Origin of the sequence: Pusillimonas noertemannii (genome assembly GCF_003096595.1) — a bacterium.
Taxonomy (GTDB): domain Bacteria; phylum Pseudomonadota; class Gammaproteobacteria; order Burkholderiales; family Burkholderiaceae_B; genus Pusillimonas; species Pusillimonas noertemannii.
Genome location: NZ_QEKO01000001.1, coordinates 1,106,180 through 1,132,374, shown reverse-complemented (window position 1 = coordinate 1,132,374; position 26,195 = coordinate 1,106,180). Strand labels below are relative to the sequence as shown.

The following is a 26,195-nucleotide window of genomic DNA, read 5'->3' as shown; positions in this document are numbered from 1 at the left end:
GTTTAACGCTCTATTCCGTAGCCTTCTTCGCGCACGACGCGGGGAGTGATCTCGCGCGGCTCGATGGTGACCGGCTGGTAGATCACCCGCTTCTGCTCGGTGTCGTAACGCATTTCCACATGTCCGGACAGAGGGAAGTCTTTACGGAAGGGATGGCCGATGAAGCCGTAGTCGGTGAGGATGCGGCGCAGGTCGGGATGCCCTTCGAAGACCACGCCGAACAGATCGAAGGCTTCGCGCTCGAACCAGTTGACGCTGGGCCAGACGTCGACCAGCGAGGGCAGGATGGGGAATTCGTCGTTGGGCACCCAGGTGCGCACGCGCAAGCGCCAGTTGTGCGTGACCGACAGCAGGTGCAGCACCACGGCGTAGCGCTGCGGAAACTGCGGCGCGGGCTGGTCGAATGCCGGCTGGCCCCACATGGAGTAGTCGACGGCGCACAGGTCGATACAGGTTGCGAAATTGAGCGCAGGCTGGTCACGCAAGGTGGAGCAGACATCGACCCATTGGTCGGCCGCCACCTCGAGCGTAAGTTCGTTCAGGGCCTCGACAAGGGCCGCGCCCTCGCCGAACTGCGCCAGCAGATTGGATTTCAGTGTTTCAAGCCGGGTCATAGCAAGCCATCAACCGTTGAAGAAGGAGACTGTTCGCGGGGCATGCCTAGCGCGCAATCGTGTTCGTGAGACGGATCTTGTTCTGCATTTGCAGCAGCCCATAGACCAGGGCTTCGGCCGTGGGCGGACAGCCGGGCACGTAGACGTCGACCGGCACGATGCGATCGCAGCCCCGGACGACGGAATAGGAATAGTGGTAGTACCCGCCGCCGTTTGCACAGGAGCCCATCGAGACCACCCAGCGGGGCTCGGGCATTTGGTCGTATACCTTGCGCAGGGCCGGGGCCATCTTGTTGCACAGCGTGCCCGCCACGATCATGAGGTCGGATTGCCGCGGGCTAGGACGAAAGATGATTCCGAACTGGTCCAGGTCGTACCTGGCCGCGCCGGCATGCATCATTTCGACCGCACAGCAGGCCAGGCCGAAAGTCATGGGCCACAGGGAACCTGTTTTCGCCCAGTTCAGGAACTTGTCCGCACTGGTGGTGATGAAACCTTCTTTGAGAATGCCGTCAATAGCCATGTGTTTGCCTTAACGCTTGTACAGCGAGGGGCACGGCGACCGGTATGAGCCGTGCCAGATAATTGCGATGCGGACCATGCCGCGATGAGCGCCGGCGCTACTCCCAGTCGAGCGCGCCCTTTTTCCATTCGTAGACGAAGCCGACGGTGAGCACCGCCAGAAACACGACAACCGTCCAGAACCCGACGAGACCTACTGCGTCGTTGGCAATTGCCCACGGAAACAGGAAGGCGATTTCAAGATCGAAGAGGATGAACAGGATGGCGACCAGGTAGTAGCGCACGTCGAACTTCATGCGCGAGTCGTCGAACGCCTCGAAACCGCACTCGTAGGGAGACAGCTTTTCTTCATCGGGGCGATGGGGCCCAAGCACCCTTCCGACCGTAAGAAGCGCAAAACCTATCAAGATCGCAACAATAATAAACAACAAGACGGGGAAGTACTGTTGCAGGTTCATGCCCAACATCCAATCACTATAAGTAAACTGTTCGATTGTAGCATTTTGAGCGGCCGCGCCACCGCCTGGCGCCACCCGCCCCGCCATCTGCCCAGGCCCTCCCAGGGGGCGCTCCATGACGCACATCAAGAGCTGTGGCAATCGCCCCACACACGGGGGCCCGGCGCTTGAATCGCCATCCCGGCGCCGCGCATGCCGGGCCCGACCGCCGACCGCCCCAAGGCAAAAAAAAACCACCCTGTGAAGGGTGGCCGGAATGCCGTCCAGATTGCCAGGTAGACTCGACCATGTCCGGACGGAAACCGAAAGGCCGCGGGCCGAGGCTCGGGCCGACTCGGAGCGGTTTTCTTAGAACTGGTGACGCATGCCGACGCCGATCAGGGTGGACTTCAGGTCGTCCTGGAAGGCCACGTTCTTGGCGTACGAACCGATGGCGTACACGTTGGTGCGCTTGGACAGCGGATAGGTGTAGCCCAGGCTGTAGATGTTTTGCTTCTCATCGTCGCCTGCGGTGCCACGCGGGTCAGCCATGCCCCAGGAGGCCATGATTTCGCCGGGGCCCACGGGGGCGCTGACGCCGACCGTGTACGAGTTGACGCGCATGCCGTCATTGACCATCAGAGCGCCGGCGGTGTCCAGATCACCGAAGGTGATGCCCTGGAACCAGCCATTGCGCGTCTGGCCGAAACCAGCGTGCAGGCGAGCCACCGAGAAGTCATAGCTGGCGCCCACGTTCCACGACTTGACCTTCACGCCGCCGTCGACGGGAAGAGTTTCAGGCGCTTCGAACTGATCGTAGGTGGCAGCCAGGCCGATCGGGCCGTTTGCATAGCGAAGACCGGTGGTCCAGGCATGGGTGTTGGGATCGTCGCCGCCGCTGTCGCGGAATTGCTGCGAACCATTGGCGTTGAACGAATAGCCGACGCCGAACTGGAAGCCCGAGAAGTTGGGCGTCTGGTACATGACCATGTTGTCATAGCGCAGGCTGGCCGCCGAGTTGAAGGTAGCGCCGGCTGCCGCTTGGCCGAAATCGACGCCGAAGGGGCTGGCGATGTCAGCAAAGTACTTGCTGGCGATGTTGGTCTGGCGACCGAGGTCGAAACGGCCCCAGGCGTCGGACTGCAGACCGATGGTGGCCTGGCGGCCGAACATGCGGTTGGTGTTGCCCAGCGATTGACCCGAAACACCGGTGCCCAGATCAAAGCCGCTTTCCAGCACGAAGACAGCTTGCAGGCCGTCGCCCAGATCTTCAGTACCCTTCAGGCCCCAGCGGTTGGCGGAGTTGATGCCGTTGATCATGCCGGTGCGCTTGCCGTTGTAGTCGACCGCGTTACCGGCGTCGTCATAAACGGTACCCTTGAGTTGCTGATAGCCGATACCCCCATCGACGATACCGTACAGCGTCACCGACGTTTCTGCATGCGCGGCACCGGCAATAGCGAAGCCGGTGGCGAGGGCAGCAGCGAGCAGAGTCTTTTTCATTTGAGAAATCTCCGTAGATTTGATTTGATCTGATTTGGTTTAGCGACAGCGCAGATGTGTCTCTGCTTTTAAGTTTGTCCGCCGCTGGGGACATGACGACCGTTGCAATAAATCCGAAACATGCCGTACACAAGGCCATACTAAACCTGCCCACGGAGCTTTTAAAAGAAAAACCACTCCGAGGAGTGGTTTTAAGTCCACGAATCGTAAGTTCGTGTTTCAGGCGAGGTTTGGGCGTAAACCCGAAAACCCTGCCTGGTCATGGCGTTACCGCCATTTTGCGTCAGATTAGAACTGGTGACGCAGGCCGACACCAACCTGGGTAGCCTTCAGGTCTTCGGCAAATGCGAAGTTCTTGACGTACGAACCGATGGCGTACACGTTGGTGCGCTTGGACAGTGCGTAGGTGTAGCCCAGGCTGTAGACCTGTTGCTTTTCAAGACCTTCCGCATCGCGGGGGTCAGCCATTCCCCAAGCGGCCAGTACCTTGCCGTTGGCGCCAACTGGAGCGCTCAGGCCCAGGGTGTACGAGTTGACCTTCAGGCCGTCTTCAACGATGTAACCGCCGTCGTCCGACTCGAAATCGCCAAATTCGATGGCGCTGAGCCAGCCGTTGCGGGTCTGACCGAAGCCGGCGTGAACCTTGGCCACTTCGAAATCGTAGCTGGCACCGAGGTTCCAGGCCTTGATGCTCACGTCGCGCTCGTCGGCGGGCAGCGTGCCGGGGGTCTTCAACTGGTCATACGTTACGCCAGCGGCGATCGGGCCGTTTGCATAGCGAAGACCGGTGGTCCAGGCGCGGGTGTTGGGCTGTTCGCCACCGCTTTGCTTGAACTGCTGGCTGCCGTCGTTGTTGAACGAATAGCCGACGCCAAACTGGAAGCCCGAGAAGTTCGGGGTTTGGTACATGACCATGTTGTCGTAGCGCACGCTGTTGGTGGCCGAGAAAGTCGTACCGGCTTTAGCCAGACCGAAGTCGGTGCCGAAGGGGCTGACAACACCAGCCAGATACTTCGAAGCGATGTTGGTTTGGCGACCGAAGTCCAGTCGACCCCAGGCGTCGGACTGCAGGCCGACCGTGGCTTGACGGCCGAACAGACGGCCCTGGCTGGTGGAGCCGGTGCCCAGGTTGAAGCCGTTTTCGAGCACGAAAACAGCCTTCAGGCCCTGGCCCAGATCTTCCGAGCCCTTCAGGCCCCAGCGGCTGGACGACTGGCCACCGCTCAGCAGGCCGGTGCGAGTGGCTTTGAAGGACTCTTCGCCATCGGAACCCTTCAGGCGCTCGTAGCCAATACCGGCATCAGCGATACCGTACAGCGTGACCGAAGTTTCGGCCTGGGCAACACCGGCAAAGCCAGTGATCAGAGCGGCAACAAGCAGACTCTTTTTCATGTTCTAAATCTCCGTAGATTTGAGTAGCTCGACAGCAAGGCCCTGGGCCCCACCGTCTGTAAAACTCCGCAAGCGGAAGTTGAGGGGTATTCCAACAAAAAACCCGATGACTGGCTACGAACATGCTTGGAAAAATTTGCTTCAGTCTTGTTTCTGTCACTTTAACGCAACAAAAATGTAGTTTTATTGCAACTTTAGGGTTGGAAAGAGGAGGCTTGTTTCGTTTACCGCAAAGCAAAAAACCCTGGGAAAAACGCCCCGATAAGGCAATGTACTTTATTTAACTTAAATCTAAGTAAATTTCTTAAACGTTTGTTTTTATGACAAGTTTTCGTTTTCAGGCGAAGGGATGGAGCTTGCGCGATCAAAGCGCCGCATCGCAGCAGTTCTTGTTATTTTTCAAATACCTAGGGGATATCACCCATAGCAAGAGGAATGTATCCAAACCAAACTAGCAGGCTACGCATTGAGGCGCTTCCGGCTGCGCGACCAAGCCTTTGCGGCTTTGCGGCGAAACGCTTCCAAACAGTACCCATTCCATGCAAACGGGCCTCTCGATTATCGAGAGGCCCGTTTGTCTCACTGCGCCGCTACCGCAATCGCGGCGTTTGGCTTAGAACTGATGGCGCAGGCCCACGGCGAACTGGGTGGCCTTCAGGTCGTCGTAGAAATGAACGCCGGTACCGTAGGAACCCAGGGCATACACGTTGGTGCGCTTCGACAGCTTGTAGGTGTAGCCCAGGCTGTAGAAGTGCTGCTTGTCCTGGCGGTCAGCGCCGAAACCGTCCTTGGGATCGGCCATCACCCACGAGGCCAGGATCTTGCCGTTGGCGCCCACCGGAGCGCTCAGGCCCAGAGTGTACGAGTTGACCTTGGCGTCATTGATGGCGCCCCAGCTCTGGCGGCCGGTCATGTCGTCGGTGCCGCCGATGTCCCGATAATCGATCGCCGACACATGCTTGAACCAGCCGTTGCGGGTCTGGCCGATGGCGGCGTGGACTTCGACCACGTCGAAATCGTAGCTGCCGGCCAGGTTCCAGGACTTGATCGCGGTGTCGCGATCGCCACCGATGCCGTCCACACGCACTTCAGAAGTCTTGTACTCGTCGTACGACAGGCCGACTGCCAGAGGGCCGTTTGCATAGCGCACAGCGGCGCCCCACGCCTTGTCGTTCGGCTCGTCGCCGCCGCTGGTCTTGAAACCCTGGCTGCCGGCGTTGCCGGTGAACGAGTAGTTCAGGCCCAGTTGGAAGCCCGAGAACTTGGGCGTCTGGTACATGATCATGTTGTTGTAGCGGACGCTGTTGATGGCGCTGAAGGCCGACCCGACAGAAGCCTGGCCCCAGTCGGCGCCGAAGGGGCTGGCAACGCCCGACAGGTACTTGCTGGCGACAGTCGTCTGGCGGCCGAAATCAAGCTGGCCCCAGGAAGAGGACTTCAGGCCGACGGTTGCCTGGCGACCGAACATGCCGTCGCTTTGCGTGCCATCGCTCAGGTTGAAGCCGTTTTCAAGAACGAACACAGCCTGAAGGCCTTCGCCCAGATCTTCGGCGCCCTTCAGGCCCCAGCGGTTGCCGCCCATGATGCCATTGGCCATGCCGGTATTGCTGCCCTTGAAGCTTTCGCCGGTTGTGGGGTTGGTGCCCTTGAACTGCTGGTAGCCAATACCGCCGTCGACGCGACCGTACAGGGTTACCGAGGTTTCGGCTTGAGCGGCGCCGACAAAGCCGGTGATCAGAGCAGCAACGAGCAGACTCTTTTTCATGTTTGAAAATCTCCGTAGATTTAAGTAGCGGGGCAGCGAAGTTTGGCCTGCCGCCTTTCCAACTTCGCGAGCGGAAGTTGGAGGTATTCCAGCAAAAAACGGCTTGGCGAACCATGAGCACTTTGAGGAAGCCGCACTTTTCTTCTGTTTTTGCAGCTTAAATACAACGAAATTGTTGTTTTATCGCTCTTTTCTGTAACCCAATTGTCTTATTGTGCAGTGCAATAAAACCCTTTAAATGGTCGTTCTCAAGAACATATTTTTTGTTTATTTTTCCCAACCTCTTTCTTTACACTTTTATTCCACTACATTTATATTTCATTTTTATTTCTTGTCATTTTTGACGCGTCGCAATATATAACTGCATTTAATTTTTTTGAACAATAATCAGATCACATACTTCTGCATTTATGTAAACTAAAATATTGCGCCAAAATTTACCCCTGTCATACTTCTTAGCTGAATGAACAGAGGCACCCCTGCCGTTAAGCGAAACGCCTCGCCCTCCCGCTTATCCCCCCTTTTGCATAGCCCCGCTAATCCGCGGCGCAGTGCGGCGACCACACGCGACGACACGCGATAAAATCACGTATTGTTCACAGACAGGAATCCGTATGATCAAGGTAGGCATCATTGCCCTGTGGCTGGGTTCACTGACCTATATCTACTTCCGGGGCAAGGTCCGTCTCAGTTTCTTTCGCACGGTGTTCAACCACACCGCCCTGCTGGCGCCGGTCAATGCCTTCATGTATTTGTTTTCGGCTGTCCCGGCACGGCCCTATATTTCCGACACCGGCATAAAAGGGCTTGTGGCGCTCGACGAAAACTGGGAAGTGATACGCGCCGAAGCCGCCAACCTGGCGCAGGCTGAACGCATACGCGCGGCGGCCAACAACGACGACGCGGGTTTCAATTCGTTTTTCAAGACCGGCTGGAAGCGCTTTTACCTGAAGTGGTACGACGCCGAGCATCCGTCGGCCGCCGAGCTATGTCCACGCACCGTGGCCCTTCTGCGCCAGATTCCCGAGGTCAAGGCGGCCCTTTTTGCCGTGCTGCCCCCCGGCGCCAAGCTGAACCCTCATCGCGATCCCTACGCGGGTTCGCTGCGCTACCACCTGGGGCTGGACACACCCAATGCCGACGGCTGCTTCATCGAAGTGGACGGCCAGCGCTACAGCTGGCGCAACGGCGAAAGCGTCGTCTTCGATGAAACCTACATCCACTGGGCCGAGAACACCACCGACCAGACACGCACCATACTGTTCTGCGACCTGGAAAGGCCCTTGAAGTATGGCTGGGCCGCCCGATTCAATCGCTGGTTCTCCAGGGTCGTCATGACTGCGGCCGCCTCGCCCAACCAGGAAGGCGACCAAGTGGGCCTGGTCAGCCGCCTTTTTCGCTTCTCGGCGGTGGTGGGCCAATACCGTCGGCGCTTCAAGCGCTGGAACAAAACGGTTTATCAACTGGTGCGGGCCGCCCTCGTCCTGGGCGTCATCGCACTGATCATCTTCCTTTGACCGGGCGCAGGCGGCGGCGCAAGGCTAGTGTCCTGTTTGGTTAAAAATTAGCCAAACAGGACACTAGGGCTGTCGGCCCAGCACCCTGTCCAGGGCCAGCGCGTTCGTCAGCGCCTGGTTGCGAAACGACGATGGTGACGCGCCCACCCAGCTGTTGAACGCTGTGGAAAAATTGGCAGCACTCGAAAAACCCACCGTCGCGGCAATGGCGCGTATGCTCAGGGTCGTGTGGGTCAGCAGATATTTGGCCTTGCGCATGCGCTCCTGGCGCATGTATTCGGCCACCGACATGTTCAGGCAGCCCTGGAAAGCATGGCCCAGGCGCCGCTCCGATACGGCCAGGGCCTCGGCGATATCCGCCAGGCGCCGTATCTCGGGCAGCCGTTCTTCCATGTGCTTTTTGGCCCGGCGAACCAGATCCCAATCTCCCCGGTTTCCGGAACGGGCGCCCTCGCGGCGCGCGCCGCGAGTCTCACGCAACATCAAAGACAAGCGCAATTGCGCCTGCACCCGCTCGACAAGCTGCCCCACCGTAAACGGCTTGATCAGGTAATCGAGGATTTCACTGCGATCGGCAAGTTCGATGCCGCTCAGGTGCTTGACGGTGGCGTAGAACAGCACCGACACGTCTTCGGTAAGCGGGTTCTCGCGCAACATGCGCTCCATCGCGAACGCATCCAGGCCCGGTGTCTGAAGATTCATCAATATCATGTCCGGCCGGCTCTGCAGCGCCTGATCGTAGGCTTCGCGGCCCTCTGCGGCCACACTCAGATGAAAGTCGTTCCCCCGCAGCATCTCCTTGAGAAGATGCTGCTCTTCGGCGCTGCCGTCGACAATCAGCACATGGGCCGCGGGTAGGGGTAGAGAAGGAAAGGACTTCACAAAATGACAAAATTCATTTGGACAATAACAGGCCCTATATATAAAAAACGGCCTGTTTCCTGTCCAAGAATTTCGTCCTGGCTTGACGTTTGTTGACAGTGGATGCCCGGAGGCGGGCTCAGGAAGGCTTCTTGGCGCTGCGCTCATGGAACAGCGCGACGTAGATGCCGCTGCCTGTAATCAGCAAGGCGCCAATGTAGAACCAGTTGGAGGGTATTTCGTGCCAGACCAGCCAGCCGAACAGCGCGGCCCAGATCAGGCCGCTGTAGTCAAACGGTGCGACGATAGAGGCGGGGGCCACGCGAAAGGCCTGGGAAATCAGACCCAGTCCCAAGGTGCTGAACAACGCAATGCCGGCAAAGCCCAGCAGATGTCCAGACTGTATGGGCTGCCATACCGGAACAGATAAAGGTCCGGCAAAGATGGCCTGGCCCAGCGCAAGATAGAGCATCATGGTCAGCATGCTTTCCTGAGCCTTGATGTAGCGCGCCGTAGTCATCATGACCGCGTAGGCCAGCGCCGTGGCCAGCGGCAGCAACGCGGCCCATTGCATGTGGCTCGGGCTGGGACGCACGACCAGCATCACGCCGGCGAACCCGATACACAGCGCAAGCCAGCCTCCCAACGCCACCTTTTCCTTCAGGAACAGTACGGAAATAATCGTGACGAAGAACGGCGCGCTGAAAGCGATGGCCGTGGCCTCGGCCTGGGGGAGCATGGTCAGGCTCAGGTAAAAGCAATATGCCGCCGCCACATTGAGGGCCCCGCGCAGCAAATGTATGCCCGGGTGCAGGGTGTGCAGGGCCTGGCGTCCGCCCGCCGCCGCGGCCAGGCCCAGCAGCACGATTGCGGCCAAGCCGCCGCGCAGAAACAGAATCTGCATGGGCGAATACATATGCCCCAGCCATTTGGCCAGCGTATCGCTGATCGTCAGGCAGAAGATGCCGCTCGTGATGCAAGCGATGCCCAACGGGACGCGTGAAGAGAAAACACTCATAGGCGCCCATGATACCCAAAAGCAGCGGCGAATCAGCTGCGTTGAGCCAACTCGCGGATTGCGTCGAAATTCAATTCGTCGAGCGCCGCTTTTACCGCGGTTCTGAAGCCATCATGGCATGACGAAGAAAATACCGCCGATTCGAGCAGCTCGTCGATGTCGCTATAACTGCCCTGAAGGGCGTACGCTGCCAACTTTTCCAGCACTACGCCAGGGGGCTTGCCGCCCGATGGAGGCCCATGAGCAACGGCCGTCCCACCCGTCTCTAATTTTGATTCGAGCGGCTGCCATTCGGCCGGCAACGGGGTCTGCGAGCATGCCGGTACCCGAAGCACGAGCGAAAAACAGCTACCTTTGCCGGATTCGCTGGCCACCTCGAGCACGCCGCCCATATTCTTTGCAATTCTCTGTGCAATATACAGGCCCAGGCCTGTGCCGGGCCATTCCTGATCGGGACGCTGATTTTCCTGAAAGAGCATGGCTAGAAAACCGGCCTCGATGCCCGGCCCCGTATCCTGGACCTTGAACTCGAGCTTTGCCGACCCGAATTCGCCGGGCGACGCCGCCACATGAAGTTCAATCGTGCCCCGGCGGGTTGCCAGCGCCGCGTTGGAAATCAGATTGAGCAGAACCTGCTTCAATCGGCGTTCGTCCGTCTGTATCTGGCCGGGCAGTTCCGTCAGGACGCGCAGGGAGAAGTCGTTGTTCCCCGCAATACACCATGTTCGGCCGTGGACACACAACTCGGTCAGGAAGGCCTCTACCTGGACGGGCCCAGGGTCGACGTTCAACAAGCGAAAATCGTCGTGCCCGCCCGCAAGAATGTCTTCGATCAACGAGGCTTGATACTGCGTGCTGCGCTCGATCGCCCGCATATGCGCAACCTGTTCCGGACTCGCAGTTTTTTCCAACAGGCGCAGATTGCCGACGATGGTCGCCAGAGGGGCACGCAAGTCGTGGCTGATGAGGCTGAGGTTCTTGTCGCTGATGGATTTCGCTCGGGCGTTTCGCTGGACGATGGTGACGATCAAGGCGAGCGCAAACGCCAGGGCGAAGGCGTAGATCGAAAGCTGGGTGAATATCCAGTAGGCGCTGAAGTCGAAACCATAGTCGCCCGCCGGCCTGGACTTCACAAGCAGCGCCCGCGGCAAGGTGCTAAGTGTGAACAACAGGAAGGCGTAATACGCCACCCGTTCGGCCCACAGCCCCTTGCGCAGATTGCGAGCCGCCACCGCACCATGCAAAAACACCAGGAAAACGGCGCCGTTCAGACAGTACGACCGCAAAACGCCATTTTCTTCGATGAACAGGAAATACGCCCGGCATGCCATGGCGGCAATCAGAATTGCCATCGGGACCGCATAGCGAGGCCTCGCCCCGGACAGAGCGATCAGCCCCTGCGCGAAAACAATGACGGCCAGCAAGTACATCAAGCCGCTGAACAGTACGTTGTGCGCATGAGCTGAAGGAACGAGAACGACCTGTGACGCGGCTCCGGCGGCATAGAGCAGATAGCTCAAGCCGAAGTAAAGCAAATACCGCGGCCGCCGTGGATCGGCGCGCCACAACGCAAGCACGCCAAGGGCAATGAGAACCACCACCAGAGGATGGGCGAGCGCAAGTTGCGTACCAGCGTCATTCAACATAAATTGGCCCAACCATGTCGACCCGGATAGCACCACCGAGATTTTCAGAGTTGCTTCTGCAATTATGTATCAGTTTTTGATGTTGAGCTTTCTGCCAGGCGGCGACCCTTCGCGATATCTGCTTACTGCAGTAAAAAACCCGCATGTACTTCGTACATACGGGTTTCTGGTGTTCTGTCGGTCGTTGACATGAAACAGACCGATCTTAAATTTTGGTGCCGACGGCGAGACTCGAGGTTCCGCATGAATAAAGGTATTGCGGTAAATTTGGGTAGGAAATGGGGAGATTGGAGTAAAACAGCCCGCCACCGTGCGGGCTTTTTTGTGCTAAAAATACTGTACATATATACAGTTTATCGGCACCATGAAAGTCACTGTCGTTCGCACTCATCGCCTTGGCCAGCTACTCCCGGAACGTGAATGGGGCCCTCCTGTTCCCGGCCCAGTTCAAATGTACTGGATGCGGCATCCAGAACTGAACAGGGGCCCTGGCCGGCTGACGGTCGTTCGCCGTGGATATTTCGGGAAGGACGAGGACTCGCCGATTCCAGAGCTTCAAGATCCGGAAATGCTGGCGTTCATGAGCGACCGCGTTTTATCGGTCAAGGGTTTTGAGGAAATTGAAGGCCGCCGTTACTATCAAACCTGGAGAATCTATTTCGAGGATTGATCATGTGCGGCCGGATCAAACAGGCACGCGATGAAGCCGACTACATGGAGACGATTCGTACCAATGTGGGTACGATTCTGGACGCGGGATCAGGCCTGAAGTACAACGTGCCGCCAGGTACCCGGCCATTGGTCATCCATCGCCTCAATGACGGCGCTGAGCATATTGACCGGCTCTTTTGGGGCTACAAACCACCCTGGTACAAGCGGGGCCCAGCATCGAATGCCCGTCTGGATACTGTGCTCAAGGGCTCGCCGTTTTGGCGGCCCCTCCTTGCTCGCAGAATCATCGTGCCCGCGGATGGGTGGTACGAGTGGACCGGCGAAAAGGGGGACAAGCAGCCCTGGTACATCAATCCCAAGGATGGCGAACCGATATTGATGGCTGGCTTGACTGCGTGGCTGCCGGGCCGCGAGGTGCTGGCCGAAACGGGATTTGTCATCGTCACGGACGACGCGGCGGGAGGAATGATCGATATCCACGACCGACGCCCGATATGCCTGACGCCCGACGATGCGCGGGCCTGGATCGATCCCGAATTGCCCGTCGATACGGCGCTCGAGCTGCTGTCAACGCCGCGGCCCGAATCGGCTTTTCAGTGGTGGGAAGTCACGCGGAAGGTGGGAAATAGCAAGTATCAGATGCCAGATGCGGCGGAGCCTGTAAGATCAATACCCAGTTCAAGATAAATGGCGCAGTGGGGGAAAATATGTGGGTTAGCTCAATACTCTCAGGCTTGGCCGGCGGCGTGCTGGCTTCCGGGCTCACGATCCTTTACTCGTACCGACTGGACAAACGAAAGGAGCATCAAGCCAAAACCGCACACTCGTTTTCACTGATAAGCGCATTGGAAGCCTATGCAATTAACTGTGCCGGGTACATCGAGAGCGCCGGCGAAGACATCGCTGAGGCATATCACACCCAAGACACCAACACGCTCTCTAAGGTCAGGACGCCCAAATTCGAAATCCCGGCTAATGCCGACTTTCGGACAATTAACGCGGCTCTGGCATCACGAGTTCTGACTCTGCCTCACTTGATTCGCCGCAGTGAAGAAATTTCGTTTTCGATATTTGTCTACAACGACGCCATTGAAGCCACGTACTCATCAATTAAACAGTGCGGTATCCGTGGGCTATCTGCATGGCAATTGGCCACTGAGTTGCGATGCGACGCTCGGTTACCTGCGCCAGAGTTCGATACGGACTGGACCTTCCTCGCGGTATTGGAAAAGGCTGCCAACCCGTAGCGAGCCCCCCTATTCTGAACTAGCTGTCAACGCGGCCACGCCTCTACCACCGCCCGATGCCTAGCCCGGCACTGGGCATATTGGAATGCCAAGTCAATGTAAGCTTCAGCGAGCGCGTCCCAGTCCTGCGAATCAAACACCGGTATTTCAGGGCACGCGGCGGCCAGGTTGGCCGGCAGTTCTGGCGCGTTCGATGCCGTCCTGTATTGTGCGCAACCGCCCATCGTCAATACGACAATCAGCAGGCAAAGGCACTTCCACAGTACGGGTGCGGTATTCGGTAATAGTCCTTGGCTTCGCATTCTCTAGCTCCTCGATATAGGCCTGCAGCACGCCGATACTGTTGTTGATGCGCTTGACGTCGGCCACGTACTGTTCAGCGGCGGCCAGCTGGGCGGCTGTCTCGGTGTCCGTCACCCCCTGACCATATTGGTAGCGACCGTAGCCCCAGACGAAAGCCACGAGCACCGCCAGGCCCAAAGCGCCCAATACGTACTTATTGGCAAGCAGCTTGATCATTCCAGCCTCATATTCTTTACCGGCTTAACCTCGGTAATCTTGATGTTGGCCTGCGCGGCGTTCTTGGCGGCGCCCCGGGCGGTGGCGGCCGCCGATTTGGCCGTAGTGGCTGCAGTCTTAGCAGTCTGCGACGCCGCCTCGGCCACGGTCAGTAGCCGCCCCACGGCATCCGAAATTTCGTCCATTTCTTGCGCAAGTACCTCAAGTCGGTTTCGGTTGATCCCCCGCTCTCGGCTGACGTCGTCTTCCAGGCGCGCGACCTGGCGCTCATAGGCCTTTTGCTGGCGGGTCAGTGCGGCATCGTAGTGCCAGGAGCCATATCCCATTCCCAGCAGCGCGCCGGACAGGAAAATGCCCGCTACGGCGAAAATGAACTTGTACCGCCCGGCCAGATGCCGGAGCCTGCAAATAGTTTCACGCATTGCGCTCTCCTGCCATGGCGTTTATCTGGTTGGTCAGCGCTTCGATCTTGGCGTTGGCTACCTCCAACTGGTAGGCCATGACCGTCAGTTGCGCCTTTACATCGGCCAGCTCTTTGAATAGTGCGTCGGCCCGGTCTTCGGCATCGTCGGCGCGCTTCAAGGCCCGGTCCCGCTCGACCATCACCTGGGCCAGCAGCCCAGATTCGGTGCGGCCCTGCACCACCTGCGTATCCACCGACTGCTTCATCAGCGGCCACAGAAGCCTGAAGGCGAAGAAGCCCACGGGCGCCCCGATCACGTACACCCATGTTGGTATTCCGTCCAATTCCGGCATCTTCACCCCAGTACCTTGATTGCTAGTTCGTATCGGCGCTGGCGGTCTGCCATGCCGTTGTAGCCGCCGTTCACCCGTCGTGTGACCGCTCGGAAGTCGCCGGTATCGGCTAATTCGTTTAATCCGTTGCTAGCCCACCACCAGGCCGCCGATCGCGCTGCGTGCTCCGTTTCTTCCAGTCGGCTGGGCTGACTCAAGAAGTCCACCCCGAGACCCCTGGAAACTTCGGCGTAGTTGGCGCGTCCAGTGATCTGGATCAAGCCCCTGCCTCGATATCTCGAGCCATCCCCCGGCTGGGTGTTGCCTAGGTCTGCCCGGCCCTCGTAGCGCTGCTGCGCTAGCGTAGGGCCCCAAATCTCCCGCGTGTGCACGAAATCGCCTGACTCATGGCCAATGGTGGCCAGGAACATCGCGGCTCGATACGGCGAGACGATAGCGAACTCGAACATGGCGCGCTCGACGGGCTCATACCAGAGGTCAGCCATAGCTGCGCTCAGCCTAGTGGCGGCTCGGAATTGGTCTTTAGTCATGGGTATGGGCATAAAAAAGCCCTCCGTAGAGGGCGATCTAGGCGGCCAGTCCCGGCGCCTATCGATTGCTGTAGGAGCAAGAAACGCCGATCCAGTCAGCGCCGGCCGGCGGGCGAAAAAAGCGAACGTTGCCGTCCGGAGCGATCTGTAGGATCGACATCGCAGTCGAGTTTGGCTGCGAAAACTGGACTGTCGAACCAGGCCGCAGGGCTTCTGGCAACGTATAGACAATGGTGCCGGTGGTGTAGCCAGCCGGAATATCGATACGGCCCGCCAGATGCACCGTGCCAGACATATGATCGACCACATATGACGGCCGTTCTGTCGTGAACGTTGCCCCGTTCTGGAGGCCCGCGTCGGTCAGTGATTGCCTGGACTGAATCACCTGCCGCTCGCCGGCAAAAATTCCCAGCAGGGCATTGCCAAATAACTGGGCGAGCGTGAGTCGGCCGAAGTATGTCGGATGAATATTGTCAAATACCATCCCGTCCTGCGAGACAGAACTCAGATAGAGCGGCGCAACGTTCCCCAGGCCGCCCATCGAATCGACACACCGAACGCCTTTCACCGCGCACAGTCGCGCGAGCGCCTGGCGCGTAGGCCCCCCTATGGAGTACCCGTGCGTGTTCTGGCCTGTTCCAGTGAACGTGTTTGGGTAGAACATGGGAGGCAGCCCTACGATAACGGGTTTGCCGGCGTTCAGGCAGGTGTCGATCATGTCCGCGACATTAGAGGTCGTCGTCGTCGCGGGTACGGCGCCCTGTATATCGTTCGTTCCCACGAGGACCATGACGATGTCAGAGCCGACTAGATTCGCACTTGTGCACAAAGCCTTCTGGCCCGCCGAAGAGTCCCCCGAGATGGCAAAGTTGTTGATCGTCTTGATGCGCATGCCTGCGGCGCCATCGTACATTTTGCGCAGTTGCTCCGGCCAGCTTCCATAAACGTGCTGAACGCCGCCGCCAGCCGTGATCGAGTCGCCAAAAACGGCTATGTTCAGACCGCGCACTCCATGGACGGCAGTCGCGTAACGGGTCTTAACCACGTCCTGCACTTTAAGGGACGTGCCGGTCGACCCTTGGTCGTAACATCCAAACCCAGCCTCGATAATGTCACTGTCGGTGTCGAACTCAGCGACACTCACTCCGTTAATCGTTACGCAGAATCTGCGAACATTCTGCACGCGAATGCCTACGACTGAGAGAAGCGCAGCATAGCTGGTCAACCCCGCTGTCTCGGGGGACACGGCGGTAGTCTTCAGCGCCCCCCCAACTGTCTTGCTAAATCGAGTGAAGTTAGCCGACGCATACCCGCCATAGATTCCGTACCGTCCAGAGGCGCATCGAACAACTGCGAACAGAGCCGTGGCACTGGTGTTGTAACCGGTGAACCCGGCGCGTATCTCTTCATCCGGACGCGCTCTCCACAGGCCACAGTAGACGTAACCATCGTGGGGGACGCTGTTGGAGAACGAAGAGAAATCGGCGTTACCCGGCGTGTAGACATCGTAGGAGTCGCCGCCACCATCGTGATTAAATTTCACGAACCGGGTCTCTGCGAAGACATCGATGGCCTCGAGGGATGATCGGTCTGCATCACTCGGGCCAGGCCAGATGAGCTTGTCCTGCACGTGTGCCGATGTTTGTGGAGACGCGTAGAAGACGGAGTCATCAGCCCCATTTAGAAATTTTGTGGTGCGGGTCACGCGCATGTTGCTTTGCATATACGCAATGCTCAGCGGCGTGTGGATGACGACTCCCGGATCGATGTCGAACAACACATTATTCAGAGTCTCTGCAGTCCCGGTAGGGATTGTCAGGAGCGAATATGTATCGCCGGGCTTTCCGGGAACCTTCACCACCCCATTTGCTCCGGCAGCCGAGATTGCGGCCGAGAACGCTGGCCACGCATCAGTACCGTCTGTAGTGGCGCCAAAGTCCAATAACGATATTGTGCGAGCATTAACCTCATGCTGGGTCGTTGCCACTGAGCCGGTAAAGGGCTGCTTGACGCCGATCATGCCGTCGCCCTCGGGGCTAGAAAGCTCCTGCCGGAGTGCAGCATCACCCACAGGCACAAACAGCCCCTCTTCGACCAGCCAGTCACCCGTCGTCGTATAGGGCAACTCCAGCGCAGCACCGGCACGATACAGCTCTCCGTCTTTCCAGAAAACCTGATTGCGCGCGGAGACCTCCAAGTCGGCCGCATAGTCGCCGATATTCTGATAACCAGAATCAACAAGGAAGTCCTGGAAATCTTGCTCCATGCCCCACCAAGTCTTGCGCGACACGCCGAGGCGGTCTTCATGCTCGCGCTTGGTGCGGTCGTTGACCAGCAGATCAAGATTCTCCGCGTTGTCGTACAGATCCTGTACAGCGGTCGAGCCGATGGGGTTGCCAGTGTTGTAAGTCGTCATTGTGTCGCCTCAAAAGAAAAAGCCCGCTTGGTGGCAGGCCTTAATGGGAGTGGTTCGATTTAGTTGGGTGGGCTGTTGTCGTCGTCGGCGTATATGGCGTCTGTGTAGTTCGCAGCCGATACGCTGGCCCGCTCAGTGCCGCGCGGGCTTATATCGGTGATCAGGGCCGGGAAGCACCAGTTTTCGACCGTTCCCACGTAGACGTGGGGCAATTCCAGCTTGAGCGAGACGGTGGGCCGCTCGGCGGCAGGAATCGGCGCCACAATGCTGTAGTCATCCGGCCCAGGCGTTGCCACCCAAGGACCAGCCAACGTGCCGTCCGCCCTGCGATAGGCCACGACATGGCTCTGCCCTTCTTCCCATCGAACCGGCTCGGTGACGCGCAGAATGACGTTGCTGCCAGCTGACGTCACATGCTCAAGCAGCGCTGACTGCCCGTATCCCGGGATATCGTCCAGCAAGGGAACGTAGGACAGGTACTCGCTGTTGAGCGCGTCCATTTCCGTTTCGAAGCTGTAGTCCCAGTTCCGGTACCGCTGCTCTCTTGCTCGACGCATGCCAATGCGCCAGGCCCGCGTGCGGCTCGTCACGCCCTGCAGCTTGACCTTTTCAAGTTTGAGGCGCTGGCTTCCGGGTAGCGCGCAAATGACGGTCTGTTGCGTCCACGTTTCGCTGTCTGTGAACTCGACCTCGACTCCATCTGGATCATCATGGCGGCGGGCCCGAAATGTCCTGCGCAGCGGGCCCGTCATGTTCTGTGGGCTATACCCAGCCTCAAACTGGGTGCGCGGCTCGTCCCGTACTGGCTTGATCAGCCCGTGGGCGATGGTCAATTCGGCCATGCCCGCCCCAAGCGTGGTATTCATCGCCTCTTTCACGGTCGTGAGGTCGAAAACATGGTCCATTGTCTCGCCACGGCTAGTCCAGATGGCATGCAGGCGCTGCAGTTCTTCCATGTCGAGATCGCCGTCGGCGTAGCCGATAGACTGGGCGATATATCGCAGGAAGGCGGATATGTCTCGGGTCGGTTGCTCTGCCGCCCAAGAGCCGTCCGGCTGCAGCGTGGGCAGAATCCGCGTGGCCACCACGTTGATCTGGTTCTCAGACTGAGCTGCAAGCCTTCCTCCGCTGCGAAGCTTCACAGACATTGTGGTCCAGTTTGGGTAGCTGGTGCGTGTGCGCAATCGAGATTTCAGTCCGTACCAGTGGATTGTGTCGCGCACACTGGTTTCGGTCCCTTCTGCACTCACCCTGCGCACCCGGAATGCTGCCCGCATCGTTGGGGTCGTCAGGCGCTCGGTCACGCCGATCTGGTCCAGCGTGTTGTCTGAGTACGACTTGAAGATCGTGGTCGATGCGCCTCCGGCCACGTCCCGGTACTGAATCTCAACCTCGACGGCTCGGCCCGAAAGCGAGCCGTCATCGTTGATGAACGCAAGGCCGCCCGGGAAGAACACGTCGATTTCATAGGTGTTCGACGTTTCATTGCCGGGGCACGCTACAAACTCGCTCGTCCACTCTCCATAGACACGACCACCCGCATGCGCCACCGTGGCACCGCTCACCGTTGCAGTTTCGAAGCCCGGGCCGGCCAGCGTCAACGACGTTTCGGTCATCGACGCGATTGAGCGGGCCACGCTCGAGCCGAACATCAGCGTTTCGCTCGGAGAAGCCGGGACCACCACGGGCGTCAGGGAAGGCGGACTTCCGGTCAGTTCCATGAATCGGACCTTGTACACGCCGCTACCTAAAGCGGTGGCCGAATGTACGATGTACTCAGTTTCGCTCCCGCGAGGCCCGATCATCACCGAGGCATTGAGCGTGACGTCTACATGTCCGAAATATCCCTCGAATTCGGAAATGCTGGCAGGAAACCCGCCAATCGTTTCGGTTTGGGTTGTGATTGCGTAGGGCCTGGGGTACTCAACCGACACAGTAGTTAGCGCTCCCCAAGCAGGCGGGAACTGACCACTTGAGCGGACTACGCTCAGGCCGTCAAAGTCATAGGCGGCGGGGTCCGAGTTCACCCGGTTGCCGATCTCGGTGCTTAGTTCCAGGCCTGCTGTACCCGAGGACGTTCCGCCCACCTCGTCGACCGTATGCCAGTGCTCATGTGTGGAGATTGCAGACAGGTTCGCGCCAGGCCCGAACAGCTGATAGGAGCCGTCGGCCCCCAGCGAGGAAAACGGCGTGTCGCCCACCTTTACGTCGGCGGCGTTGATCTGATAGCTCCCAGGCCCAATACACGCATGGAACTCCAGCCATTGCTCCCGTCGATTGACGAAATGCCGGCGCGGCGGGGTTAGGTAATCTGGGTATCGGATGAACCTGCCAGCCAACTCAGGTACCACATCACCCAACTTAGCGCGGTTGGCCTTGCCCTCAGAGGCCTCCAGCTGCCTGCCCTGGGCGGGACTTTGGTAATCATCACCACCATTCCGAGGAAATAGCCAGCCAAAGACGGCATTGAACAGCTTGCCGATGATGTTGGCGATGCCCTTGAACACGCCGCCGTGAGGCAGCGGGCGGACTTCGACATCATCCTCCTTGGCAATCTCTACCTCAGTCCACTGCTCGACAGGAAGTTCTTCGCCGTTTAGCGTAACGCCTATAGGCTGGACCTCATGAGCCTGGTAGTCAATGCCCTTGGACTCAAGCCAGCCGGCGAAGGTGCCGGACCAGGCGTGCGTTTCCATGGGCTCGCCGGGCATCAAGCTCGGATAGACCTTAATTGTCATAGTAGATAACCTTGGAGTACCGGCGCTCAAAACTAGCCGGTCGAATCAGGCCTGGGCCTGTGCCCTCGTCCGTCTCCAGCACCCAGAGCCGCCCGTCGGCCTCGACCACAATGCCCACATGGACGCACAGTCGGGCGCGCCAGGCCGTTGCAATGGCACTTGGCCGAATATCGACCTCGACAAAACCGCCCTGCGCCCGGACTTCCGCCGCCGCCTTTGTCAGGCCCTGTTTATCCTGCGGGTCGATCTGCACGTAACTGGGCAGCCAATCGCGCCCGAACAACCCCGCCCGGGCGATCCTGACGAGCCCCCAGCAGTCGAGTTCACCCGGCCCACGCCCGTATTTCCGGTAGCGGGTCGTCAATAGATCATCCAGGGTCATGACAGGTACTGCACGCCGGGCGCTGTCTCGACGGTGTAGCGCTCACGAGGCCAGGCGCTGTTCAGGAGGTCGTAGTAGCTGCCCTCGAACGTTGCGTCGCCGCCCTCAAACGCACCACCTACCACCGTCATGACGCGCGGGCGCTCTGCCGGGGCGGTCTTGTCGCTGATCAGGTACATCCGGTAGATCATCGTCACGACCTCGCCGGCAGCCAGGGCGTCGTCCACGTGCCGCTGCGCCACACCATTCACGCCCGAGATGCCAAAGCGCAGCGTCTGCTGGCCGGTCGTGTTCTTGGCAGGCAGGGCAACGGACAGCGAGCCGGCTTCGAAGAAGCGCATCACGCCATCGATGCCTAACCACTGATCCTCAAACCCATTGCAGACCCGGATGGGGTCTTTCCCGGGCACCTGAATTTCAATGGTGGCGATCGCCAATTCATCGGTCGGGGCACTTGCGTACCACACAGCTACTTGAGTCATGATTCAGGCCACGCTCTGTTTATGGCAAAGTCAAGAATTCCATCGTCTGGATGGCCCTGGATGTGGAAGACCTTCCAGGCACCGCCTACATTGATGTGGCCGGAGAACACGCGACGCGGCGCGTCGTCGACCGGCACGTATATCTCCTGGGCGTCTTTCCAGGCGCCACCCACGTTGAGGCTTTGCGGCATATCATCATTCCACCCGGTACCAAATATCGCCGTCCTGGCCACCAGAAGGCGGATCGGTGCTTATCGTTCGATTGCCCAGGGCGTTGGTGGGCACGTCCGACAGGTCGTCGAAGCTGCCCGACTTCGCAACATCGGCCAGGTCGGAATCGTTCGCCTTGCCGGTCGTCAGGGCCTTAATGTCCGCGCCTATCGCGGCGACCAAGGCGGATATCTTTGCAACGAGCATGGCTAAGCCTTCGCCGCAGCGTACTCGGCCTCAAAGTCGGTCGTCGGATCGCCAATACCGATGTTTTCGCAGGCCTGGATCTGTTGGAGCTCGGTCAGAGTTTGCGGCTCGTTGAATTTCACTCGATTGCTCAGCGCGGTTGTGATCGTGCCCATGGCCGTTTCGTCGCTGGCGATGTAGTCAGCGATTTCCTTGAGCGTATCGAACGTAGTGGGCGCGCCGTCCACCAGAGCGGCAATTGCAGCCGTAATGGCAGCGTTGATCTTGGTCGACGAGTATGTGGTCGAAGATGACGGCGTGTCGTCGTCAATCTGCGCGCCGGCCTGCCCGATCAGGGTCTTGAGTTCGTTCAAGGCTGCTACGAGATTGCCCTTCTGCGTGGTCGTGAGCGAGGCCAGATTGCCCTGGTTCGCGTAGAGCGCCTTCACATCCAAGCCAATGGCCTGGAACACCGCAATCAGATTTGCCTCTTGAGTTGCCATGTCAATCCTTTGAAATGCCGTAGTAGAGGGCGTAGTTGGTTGTGTCTGACTTAGAGATGTCCGACGCCTTGCTCTTCTTGGTAACGCCCGACTGCACGACCGGGATGTATTCGTTGCCGGTCAACGGCTGGGCCAGGGGAAGCTGCGAGATCTTCACCGCCTCGGTGCCGGAGCTTTCCAGCAGCAGAAAGAGGTCGTCTTCGGACAGAAGCTCGATCTCCGGAGCGCCGGCGGCGTGCGCCGGCCATTCCCGGTTCATGGCCATGTCGAAAATGCTGGCTCCAGTGACGAACCAAGGGAAATCGCCCCAGCCCTCGGGCATCAGGGGCCGCTCCCATATCTCCAGCTTGGCAGAAACGCGCCAATAATTGACGCCAACAAGGATTGGCCCGCGATACATCTCGGCAAACTGGCACACATATTTCCCAACGCCCACGGGCGTCCTGAGCGTACAGTTGAACCAGTCAACGCCATCGTGAATCTCATCGCGGAACCACGCTTCAAAGGCAGCCGCTTGGTTCTCAGTGAAGAACCAGGCCACATCGGCGCGCGTTGGAACGCTGGTAAAAGTACGCCTCGAGCGCGACCGACCTGACTGCATTGACGTGCGCTCAAAAGGCGACACATGCTCAAGACCATACCCATCGCGCAATGCATCCGGCAGCCCGGCCGGGAAATCTATATCGGACGCGATCATCGCCCCACCCTTCGAAGTCCATATGTCCGTTCAAGCGCCCGCGATCTTGGGCCATCACCATGGATGTCGGCAACAAAGAGGTTGAGCTCCCGGTCGCCGTCTTCCGAAACCTTCTGCTCAACTTGACCGGCCTTTTCCTGGCTCTCGATGAGGTTCACGACGATGCTGCTTTCCGAACCCTCATTGCGTTGGCTGGCCTGAATATTGGCAAGAGTTGCATCGAGCCGTGCGCTCGTGTCGCGAGTCGTGACGCGCTCGCCTTTCTCGAGTAGCCATGTCCCAGTCTTAGGCACCGAATCGATGCCATCATGCGCCATGCCCATGAGTGCCAAGCCCTGAGCCAGCCCGACTGTCGAGGCGATACCCGCCATAGCGGGCGCGGAGTTGCCCCCGAACGAAGCAAGCGATGCGAATGCTGCGGCTGGGGCCCAGGCCGCTGCCGTCGCGGTGCCCATAGCCGCAGATGCGGCGGCAGTTGCAGCGCCTAGCGTGTTGCCCAGAACCGCGTTTGCTGCCATCTGGATACCCATTCTGACAAGCATCCGCAAGACATCTTCCGTGATAGAGGCCAGCAAGGAGCGTAAATCCAACTCGCCAGTCTTGACGAAATCAATGACCGTGTTCTCAATGCCCGCGAATGCATTGTTGAAAGCTGCTTCGACTTGACCGGCAATGTCGCGGCTTACGTCTATATAGTTGGTGAGCGCCTCGCGCGCGCCAGTCACCCAGTTTTGCTCCTCGATCATCCGCCGCTGCGCAGAATCACGAATAATGCCGATCTTTACCTCTTCAATCTCCCGCAGGTACTCTACTTGTCGGTCATAGGCCTCTGTGGATAGGCGGGTCGACTCGACACGCTGAGCCTCATCCAGCTCACGGCGTCGACGGGCGAACTCTTCCTGAATTGCGTATTCCTGCTCCAACTGCGCCCGGCGCCGATCCCCCATACCCATCCCAGTGATACTCAGATCCTGTTGCGCTTGAAACACCGCAATCTCGGCGGCCAAGTTACGCTGTTCGCGCATGGCCTCGGTTTCAAGTTTCAGAGCCTGTTCGGCATCCTTATGCGCCTGCGCCTTGTCGAACAGCGCCAAGGCTTCCTGACGCTGGGCCTCGGTGCCCTTGGCCATTTCGATTCGGTACCGGGCCGCCTGCTCTTCGGTCATGCCTAAAACGGCGGCCTGCTCGCGCAAGGTGGGCAGCAGGCTCTCCAAACTATCTTTCGATGCCTTGCTCGAGGAGCGGCTAAGCTTCTGCTGCTCGGTCAAGTAGTCAGCCGCTGCAGCTGCCGACAGTAGGGCAGTTCGGTATTGATCCGAGACGTCAGTCAGCCCACTCAGGTAGCGCTCGGCCTTCTTGGTTTCGCTATTGCCGTCCTGCAGCTTAGCAACGCGCTCTTGCAGCGTCGTCAGGTACTTGCCCGATTCGCCATCAAAGCCCCGAAGCGCCGCATTCAGCGATTCCTGCGCCCCTGCGGCGCCGGATGCGGCCGAAGCAAGATCATCATTAGCCTTGCGCAGTTCGTCGGCGCGCGTGCGGGCGCTCTCCATCTCCCGGGCGGTCGTGGCGACCTGGGACGCAAGCTCCGTCTGATGGCGCACCCATTCTTGGGAAGCCCCATCGGCCTGGGCGAAGCTCTGGATCAGGGTGACAATCCGCGAATCCAGTTCATCGTAGGAAATGGCCCCGCTCTTGGCCGACTCGGTCAGTTCCCGGATCGCCGTGGTGCTGGCGCCCTGCCAGCGCGCCATCGCGGCCGCCCCGTCCACAACCGAGCCCTGGGCCAGTTCCTTCATGGCTGCATCAAGCTGCTTGACGCCCTGGCTCAGTTCCTGATTTGCGGCATTAAGCGCGACCTGCCGCTGCGATTCAGCAAGCTCCCGGAACTGCTGGGTCACCTGCTCGAGCGGCTGCTTCAGGTCCAGTACGCTGCGCTGTGCCGCGTCCGCATTGCTGCTGAACGTCAGGAATGATGCGGCGGCCAGGGCGGCCGTTACGCCAAGCCCGACTGGTCCGCCCAAAACGCCCAGAAGCGCCGTGCCTGCGCGCGTGTAGCCGGCTTGTGCGACAGCAAGCTGCTTGAGCGCGGCTTCGTGGGCCTTGGTTGCGGCCGCAACTTGCGCATGAGACGCGGTGAGGCCAGCCATTGCCCGAGTTTGCGCTAGGGTCGCAGCGGTTTGTGCGGCTTGCGCCTGCGCTTCGTCGAGAATCGCTTTGGCTGCGTGAGTGCGGGCCGCGAACGATGCAATGGTTGCCCGGGTGCTTTCGATGGTGCGGGCGGTATAAACAAAGAGCGCGCCGGCAGCCGTCACGCCAATGACATTAGCAATGGTCTCGAAGTTGTCGCCCAGGATGCCGAGCCCAGCAGCAAGTGCCGCCGTCGCTCCAGCCGCCTCGTTATTCCAGCCCACGTACTCCGTGAATGCGGTATTGATATTGCGCAGCGCATCCCGAACCGTCGTGGGCATTTCCTCCACCGCCTTCAGAATCTGCTCATTGCCCTCAATGAGGGCCTTGGACAGCATATCGGCCGATATCTTGCCCTCGATGCCCATCTTGCGGATTTCGGTCGTCGTCTTGCCCGAGCTTTGCGCCAGCAGGTTCACGATGTTGTCCACCGTGCTGTAGATGGTCATCCAGGCGTCAGCCTCTACCCTGCCGCGCTGGAACGACTTGGCAAGGGCCTCCATGGCTGCAGTGCTGCGCATGGCGCTGGCGCCATTGACCACCAAAAGGCCCGAGAATGTATCGACCGCGTCAATGCTCTGGTCAAGCGTCAGACCCATGTCCCGAAGCACCGGGGAAAGCTGGATGAAGCTTTCACGAGTCTCGTTGATGCCGCGATAGGTCAGTTGCGCCGATTCGGCCATGCGCTTTTGCACATGCTCGTACTCTTGGGCATTCTCGGTCGCCATCCGAATGCGGCTGGCGTACTGGCCCCATTCGTCAGCCGTGTCGATGACATGCATGACCGAAAAGCCGGCAATAGCTGCTTTCAGGGTGCGGCTGATCGTGGCGGCAGCGGTTGCGGCGCGTTCGTCCGTCTCGCGCAACGACTGGTTCATGTCGTCGATGCCGCGGGCGCCCTGGTGCGCTTCCTTGCCGGTCGCGCTGAATGAGCGCCCAGCGGTTGTGCTGGACTTGCCCGCCTTGGTTGTCGTGCTGACAACGCGAATGCCAGCATCATCGAGCGCAGTCAGGGCCTTCTCAAGGTCCTGAGCCTTCTGCTCAGCCGACCGCGAATCGATGACGATAGATAATCTGCTTTCGCTCATTGCGGCACCAAGAGTAAAGACCCGCAAATGCAAGTCCGACAGGTAATTTCCAATAAAAAAGGGCGACCCATTAAAGAGTCGCCCTTAGTGCCTTTTCGGCCCATGCCATACCGCGCCAAGCCGAAACAGGCCCGGCCCTACCTCGCCATGCCACGCCATAGCGAACCATATGATGCTATTCGCATCGACCAGCACCCTTTGCAAGATGCTGGCCGCTGTTAATAGCCCATGCCATGCCCGGCCCCGGCCAAACGCGCCAAGTCGTATCGAGCCATGCCGTGGCAAAATAAAGGCGGCTATCGCCACC

26 protein-coding genes are annotated in these 26,195 nt (G+C 59.2%); 4 read left to right on the top strand and 22 right to left on the bottom strand.

The window, feature by feature from the left end; genetic code table 11:
- Nucleotides 1-2: 2 nt before the first annotated feature.
- From C7440_RS05490 to C7440_RS05465, 6 genes are all read right to left on the bottom strand, one after another.
- On the bottom strand, nucleotides 3-614 hold the full coding sequence (locus C7440_RS05490; protein WP_017524973.1) for an NADH-quinone oxidoreductase subunit C: 612 nt from the start codon (nucleotides 612-614) through the stop codon (nucleotides 3-5).
- A gap of 46 nt (nucleotides 615-660) precedes the next feature.
- The gene (locus tag C7440_RS05485) at nucleotides 661-1,137 is read right to left on the bottom strand and encodes a NuoB/complex I 20 kDa subunit family protein (protein ID WP_017524972.1); all 477 of its coding nucleotides are present in this window, start codon (nucleotides 1,135-1,137) and stop codon (nucleotides 661-663) included.
- Nucleotides 1,138-1,234: 97 nt separating this feature from the next.
- Complete coding sequence (locus tag C7440_RS05480) at nucleotides 1,235-1,594, bottom strand: NADH-quinone oxidoreductase subunit A (RefSeq protein WP_026068039.1); 360 nt, start codon at nucleotides 1,592-1,594, stop codon at nucleotides 1,235-1,237.
- Between the two features lie 348 nt (nucleotides 1,595-1,942).
- The gene (locus tag C7440_RS05475) at nucleotides 1,943-3,076 is read right to left on the bottom strand and encodes a porin (RefSeq protein WP_116517740.1); all 1,134 of its coding nucleotides are present in this window, start codon (nucleotides 3,074-3,076) and stop codon (nucleotides 1,943-1,945) included.
- A 288-nt stretch (nucleotides 3,077-3,364) separates the two neighbouring features.
- Complete coding sequence (locus tag C7440_RS05470) at nucleotides 3,365-4,468, bottom strand: porin (protein WP_017524969.1); 1,104 nt, start codon at nucleotides 4,466-4,468, stop codon at nucleotides 3,365-3,367.
- Nucleotides 4,469-5,081: 613 nt separating this feature from the next.
- Nucleotides 5,082-6,233: a porin gene (locus C7440_RS05465; RefSeq protein WP_116517739.1), complete on the bottom strand. Its 1,152-nt coding sequence runs from the start codon at nucleotides 6,231-6,233 to the stop codon at nucleotides 5,082-5,084.
- Between the two features lie 614 nt (nucleotides 6,234-6,847).
- Here C7440_RS05465 and C7440_RS05460 point away from each other — a divergent pair.
- Nucleotides 6,848-7,750, top strand: coding sequence for an aspartyl/asparaginyl beta-hydroxylase domain-containing protein (locus tag C7440_RS05460; RefSeq protein ID WP_017524967.1), 903 nt, complete (start codon nucleotides 6,848-6,850; stop codon nucleotides 7,748-7,750).
- Nucleotides 7,751-7,813: 63 nt separating this feature from the next.
- Here the strand turns inward: C7440_RS05460 and C7440_RS05455 are convergent, their stop codons facing one another.
- The 3 genes from C7440_RS05455 to C7440_RS05445 form a co-directional block, all read right to left on the bottom strand.
- Nucleotides 7,814-8,593: a response regulator transcription factor gene (locus C7440_RS05455; RefSeq protein WP_165832453.1), complete on the bottom strand. Its 780-nt coding sequence runs from the start codon at nucleotides 8,591-8,593 to the stop codon at nucleotides 7,814-7,816.
- A gap of 157 nt (nucleotides 8,594-8,750) precedes the next feature.
- Complete coding sequence (locus C7440_RS05450; protein WP_165832452.1) at nucleotides 8,751-9,629, bottom strand: DMT family transporter; 879 nt, start codon at nucleotides 9,627-9,629, stop codon at nucleotides 8,751-8,753.
- 32 nt (nucleotides 9,630-9,661) lie between these two features.
- Complete coding sequence (locus C7440_RS05445) at nucleotides 9,662-11,275, bottom strand: sensor histidine kinase (protein WP_133244268.1); 1,614 nt, start codon at nucleotides 11,273-11,275, stop codon at nucleotides 9,662-9,664.
- 364 nt (nucleotides 11,276-11,639) lie between these two features.
- Here C7440_RS05445 and C7440_RS05440 point away from each other — a divergent pair, with 364 nt between their 5' ends.
- Genes C7440_RS05440 through C7440_RS05430 form a run of 3 tightly spaced genes read left to right on the top strand, consistent with a single transcriptional unit; the run spans nucleotide 11,640 to nucleotide 13,194 of the window.
- A complete protein-coding gene (locus tag C7440_RS05440; protein ID WP_133244267.1) occupies nucleotides 11,640-11,945 on the top strand; it encodes a hypothetical protein in 306 nt (101 codons plus the stop codon).
- A gap of 2 nt (nucleotides 11,946-11,947) precedes the next feature.
- On the top strand, nucleotides 11,948-12,634 hold the full coding sequence (locus tag C7440_RS05435) for an SOS response-associated peptidase (RefSeq protein WP_116517734.1): 687 nt from the start codon (nucleotides 11,948-11,950) through the stop codon (nucleotides 12,632-12,634).
- A 20-nt stretch (nucleotides 12,635-12,654) separates the two neighbouring features.
- The gene (locus C7440_RS05430; RefSeq protein WP_116517733.1) at nucleotides 12,655-13,194 is read left to right on the top strand and encodes a hypothetical protein; all 540 of its coding nucleotides are present in this window, start codon (nucleotides 12,655-12,657) and stop codon (nucleotides 13,192-13,194) included.
- Nucleotides 13,195-13,341: 147 nt separating this feature from the next.
- Here C7440_RS05430 and C7440_RS05425 read toward each other — a convergent pair whose 3' ends face one another.
- The 13 genes from C7440_RS05425 to C7440_RS05365 all read right to left on the bottom strand — a co-directional run bounded on the left by C7440_RS05425 (nucleotide 13,342) and on the right by C7440_RS05365 (nucleotide 25,888).
- On the bottom strand, nucleotides 13,342-13,713 hold the full coding sequence (locus C7440_RS05425) for a hypothetical protein (protein ID WP_116517732.1): 372 nt from the start codon (nucleotides 13,711-13,713) through the stop codon (nucleotides 13,342-13,344).
- On the bottom strand, nucleotides 13,710-14,135 hold the full coding sequence (locus tag C7440_RS05420) for a hypothetical protein (protein WP_116517731.1): 426 nt from the start codon (nucleotides 14,133-14,135) through the stop codon (nucleotides 13,710-13,712). The genes C7440_RS05425 and C7440_RS05420 overlap by 4 nt, the downstream gene beginning before the upstream one ends.
- Entirely contained in the window at nucleotides 14,128-14,460 is a 333-nt protein-coding gene (locus C7440_RS05415) for a hypothetical protein (protein ID WP_165832451.1), read from the bottom strand. Before C7440_RS05415 ends, C7440_RS05420 begins: the two co-directional genes overlap by 8 nt.
- An 11-nt stretch (nucleotides 14,461-14,471) precedes the next feature.
- Entirely contained in the window at nucleotides 14,472-14,954 is a 483-nt protein-coding gene (locus tag C7440_RS05410) for a glycoside hydrolase family 19 protein (protein WP_243410827.1), read from the bottom strand.
- A 103-nt stretch (nucleotides 14,955-15,057) separates the two neighbouring features.
- On the bottom strand, nucleotides 15,058-17,415 hold the full coding sequence (locus C7440_RS05405) for an SGNH/GDSL hydrolase family protein (RefSeq protein WP_116517729.1): 2,358 nt from the start codon (nucleotides 17,413-17,415) through the stop codon (nucleotides 15,058-15,060).
- Between the two features lie 59 nt (nucleotides 17,416-17,474).
- Entirely contained in the window at nucleotides 17,475-20,153 is a 2,679-nt protein-coding gene (locus C7440_RS05400) for a sulfur carrier protein ThiS (RefSeq protein WP_243410826.1), read from the bottom strand.
- Entirely contained in the window at nucleotides 20,143-20,535 is a 393-nt protein-coding gene (locus C7440_RS05395) for a hypothetical protein (RefSeq protein ID WP_116517728.1), read from the bottom strand. The genes C7440_RS05400 and C7440_RS05395 overlap by 11 nt, the downstream gene beginning before the upstream one ends.
- Nucleotides 20,532-21,017, bottom strand: a complete 486-nt coding sequence (locus tag C7440_RS05390) for a DUF1833 family protein (protein WP_116517727.1) — start codon at nucleotides 21,015-21,017, stop codon at nucleotides 20,532-20,534. The genes C7440_RS05395 and C7440_RS05390 overlap by 4 nt, the downstream gene beginning before the upstream one ends.
- Nucleotides 21,014-21,208, bottom strand: a complete 195-nt coding sequence (locus C7440_RS05385; protein ID WP_116517726.1) for a hypothetical protein — start codon at nucleotides 21,206-21,208, stop codon at nucleotides 21,014-21,016. The genes C7440_RS05390 and C7440_RS05385 overlap by 4 nt, the downstream gene beginning before the upstream one ends.
- 4 nt (nucleotides 21,209-21,212) lie before the next feature.
- Nucleotides 21,213-21,434 carry a hypothetical protein gene (locus C7440_RS05380; RefSeq protein WP_116517725.1) on the bottom strand — a complete coding sequence of 74 codons (222 nt, stop codon included), beginning with the start codon at nucleotides 21,432-21,434 and terminating at the stop codon, nucleotides 21,213-21,215.
- Between the two features lie 2 nt (nucleotides 21,435-21,436).
- A complete protein-coding gene (locus tag C7440_RS05375; protein ID WP_116517724.1) occupies nucleotides 21,437-21,916 on the bottom strand; it encodes a hypothetical protein in 480 nt (159 codons plus the stop codon).
- 1 nt (nucleotide 21,917) lies between these two features.
- Entirely contained in the window at nucleotides 21,918-22,613 is a 696-nt protein-coding gene (locus tag C7440_RS05370) for a hypothetical protein (RefSeq protein ID WP_207775380.1), read from the bottom strand.
- Nucleotides 22,610-25,888 (bottom strand): tape measure protein, encoded by a 3,279-nt coding sequence (locus tag C7440_RS05365; RefSeq protein WP_116517723.1) that lies wholly within the window; start codon nucleotides 25,886-25,888, stop codon nucleotides 22,610-22,612. The genes C7440_RS05370 and C7440_RS05365 overlap by 4 nt, the downstream gene beginning before the upstream one ends.
- Nucleotides 25,889-26,195 lie beyond the last annotated feature (307 nt).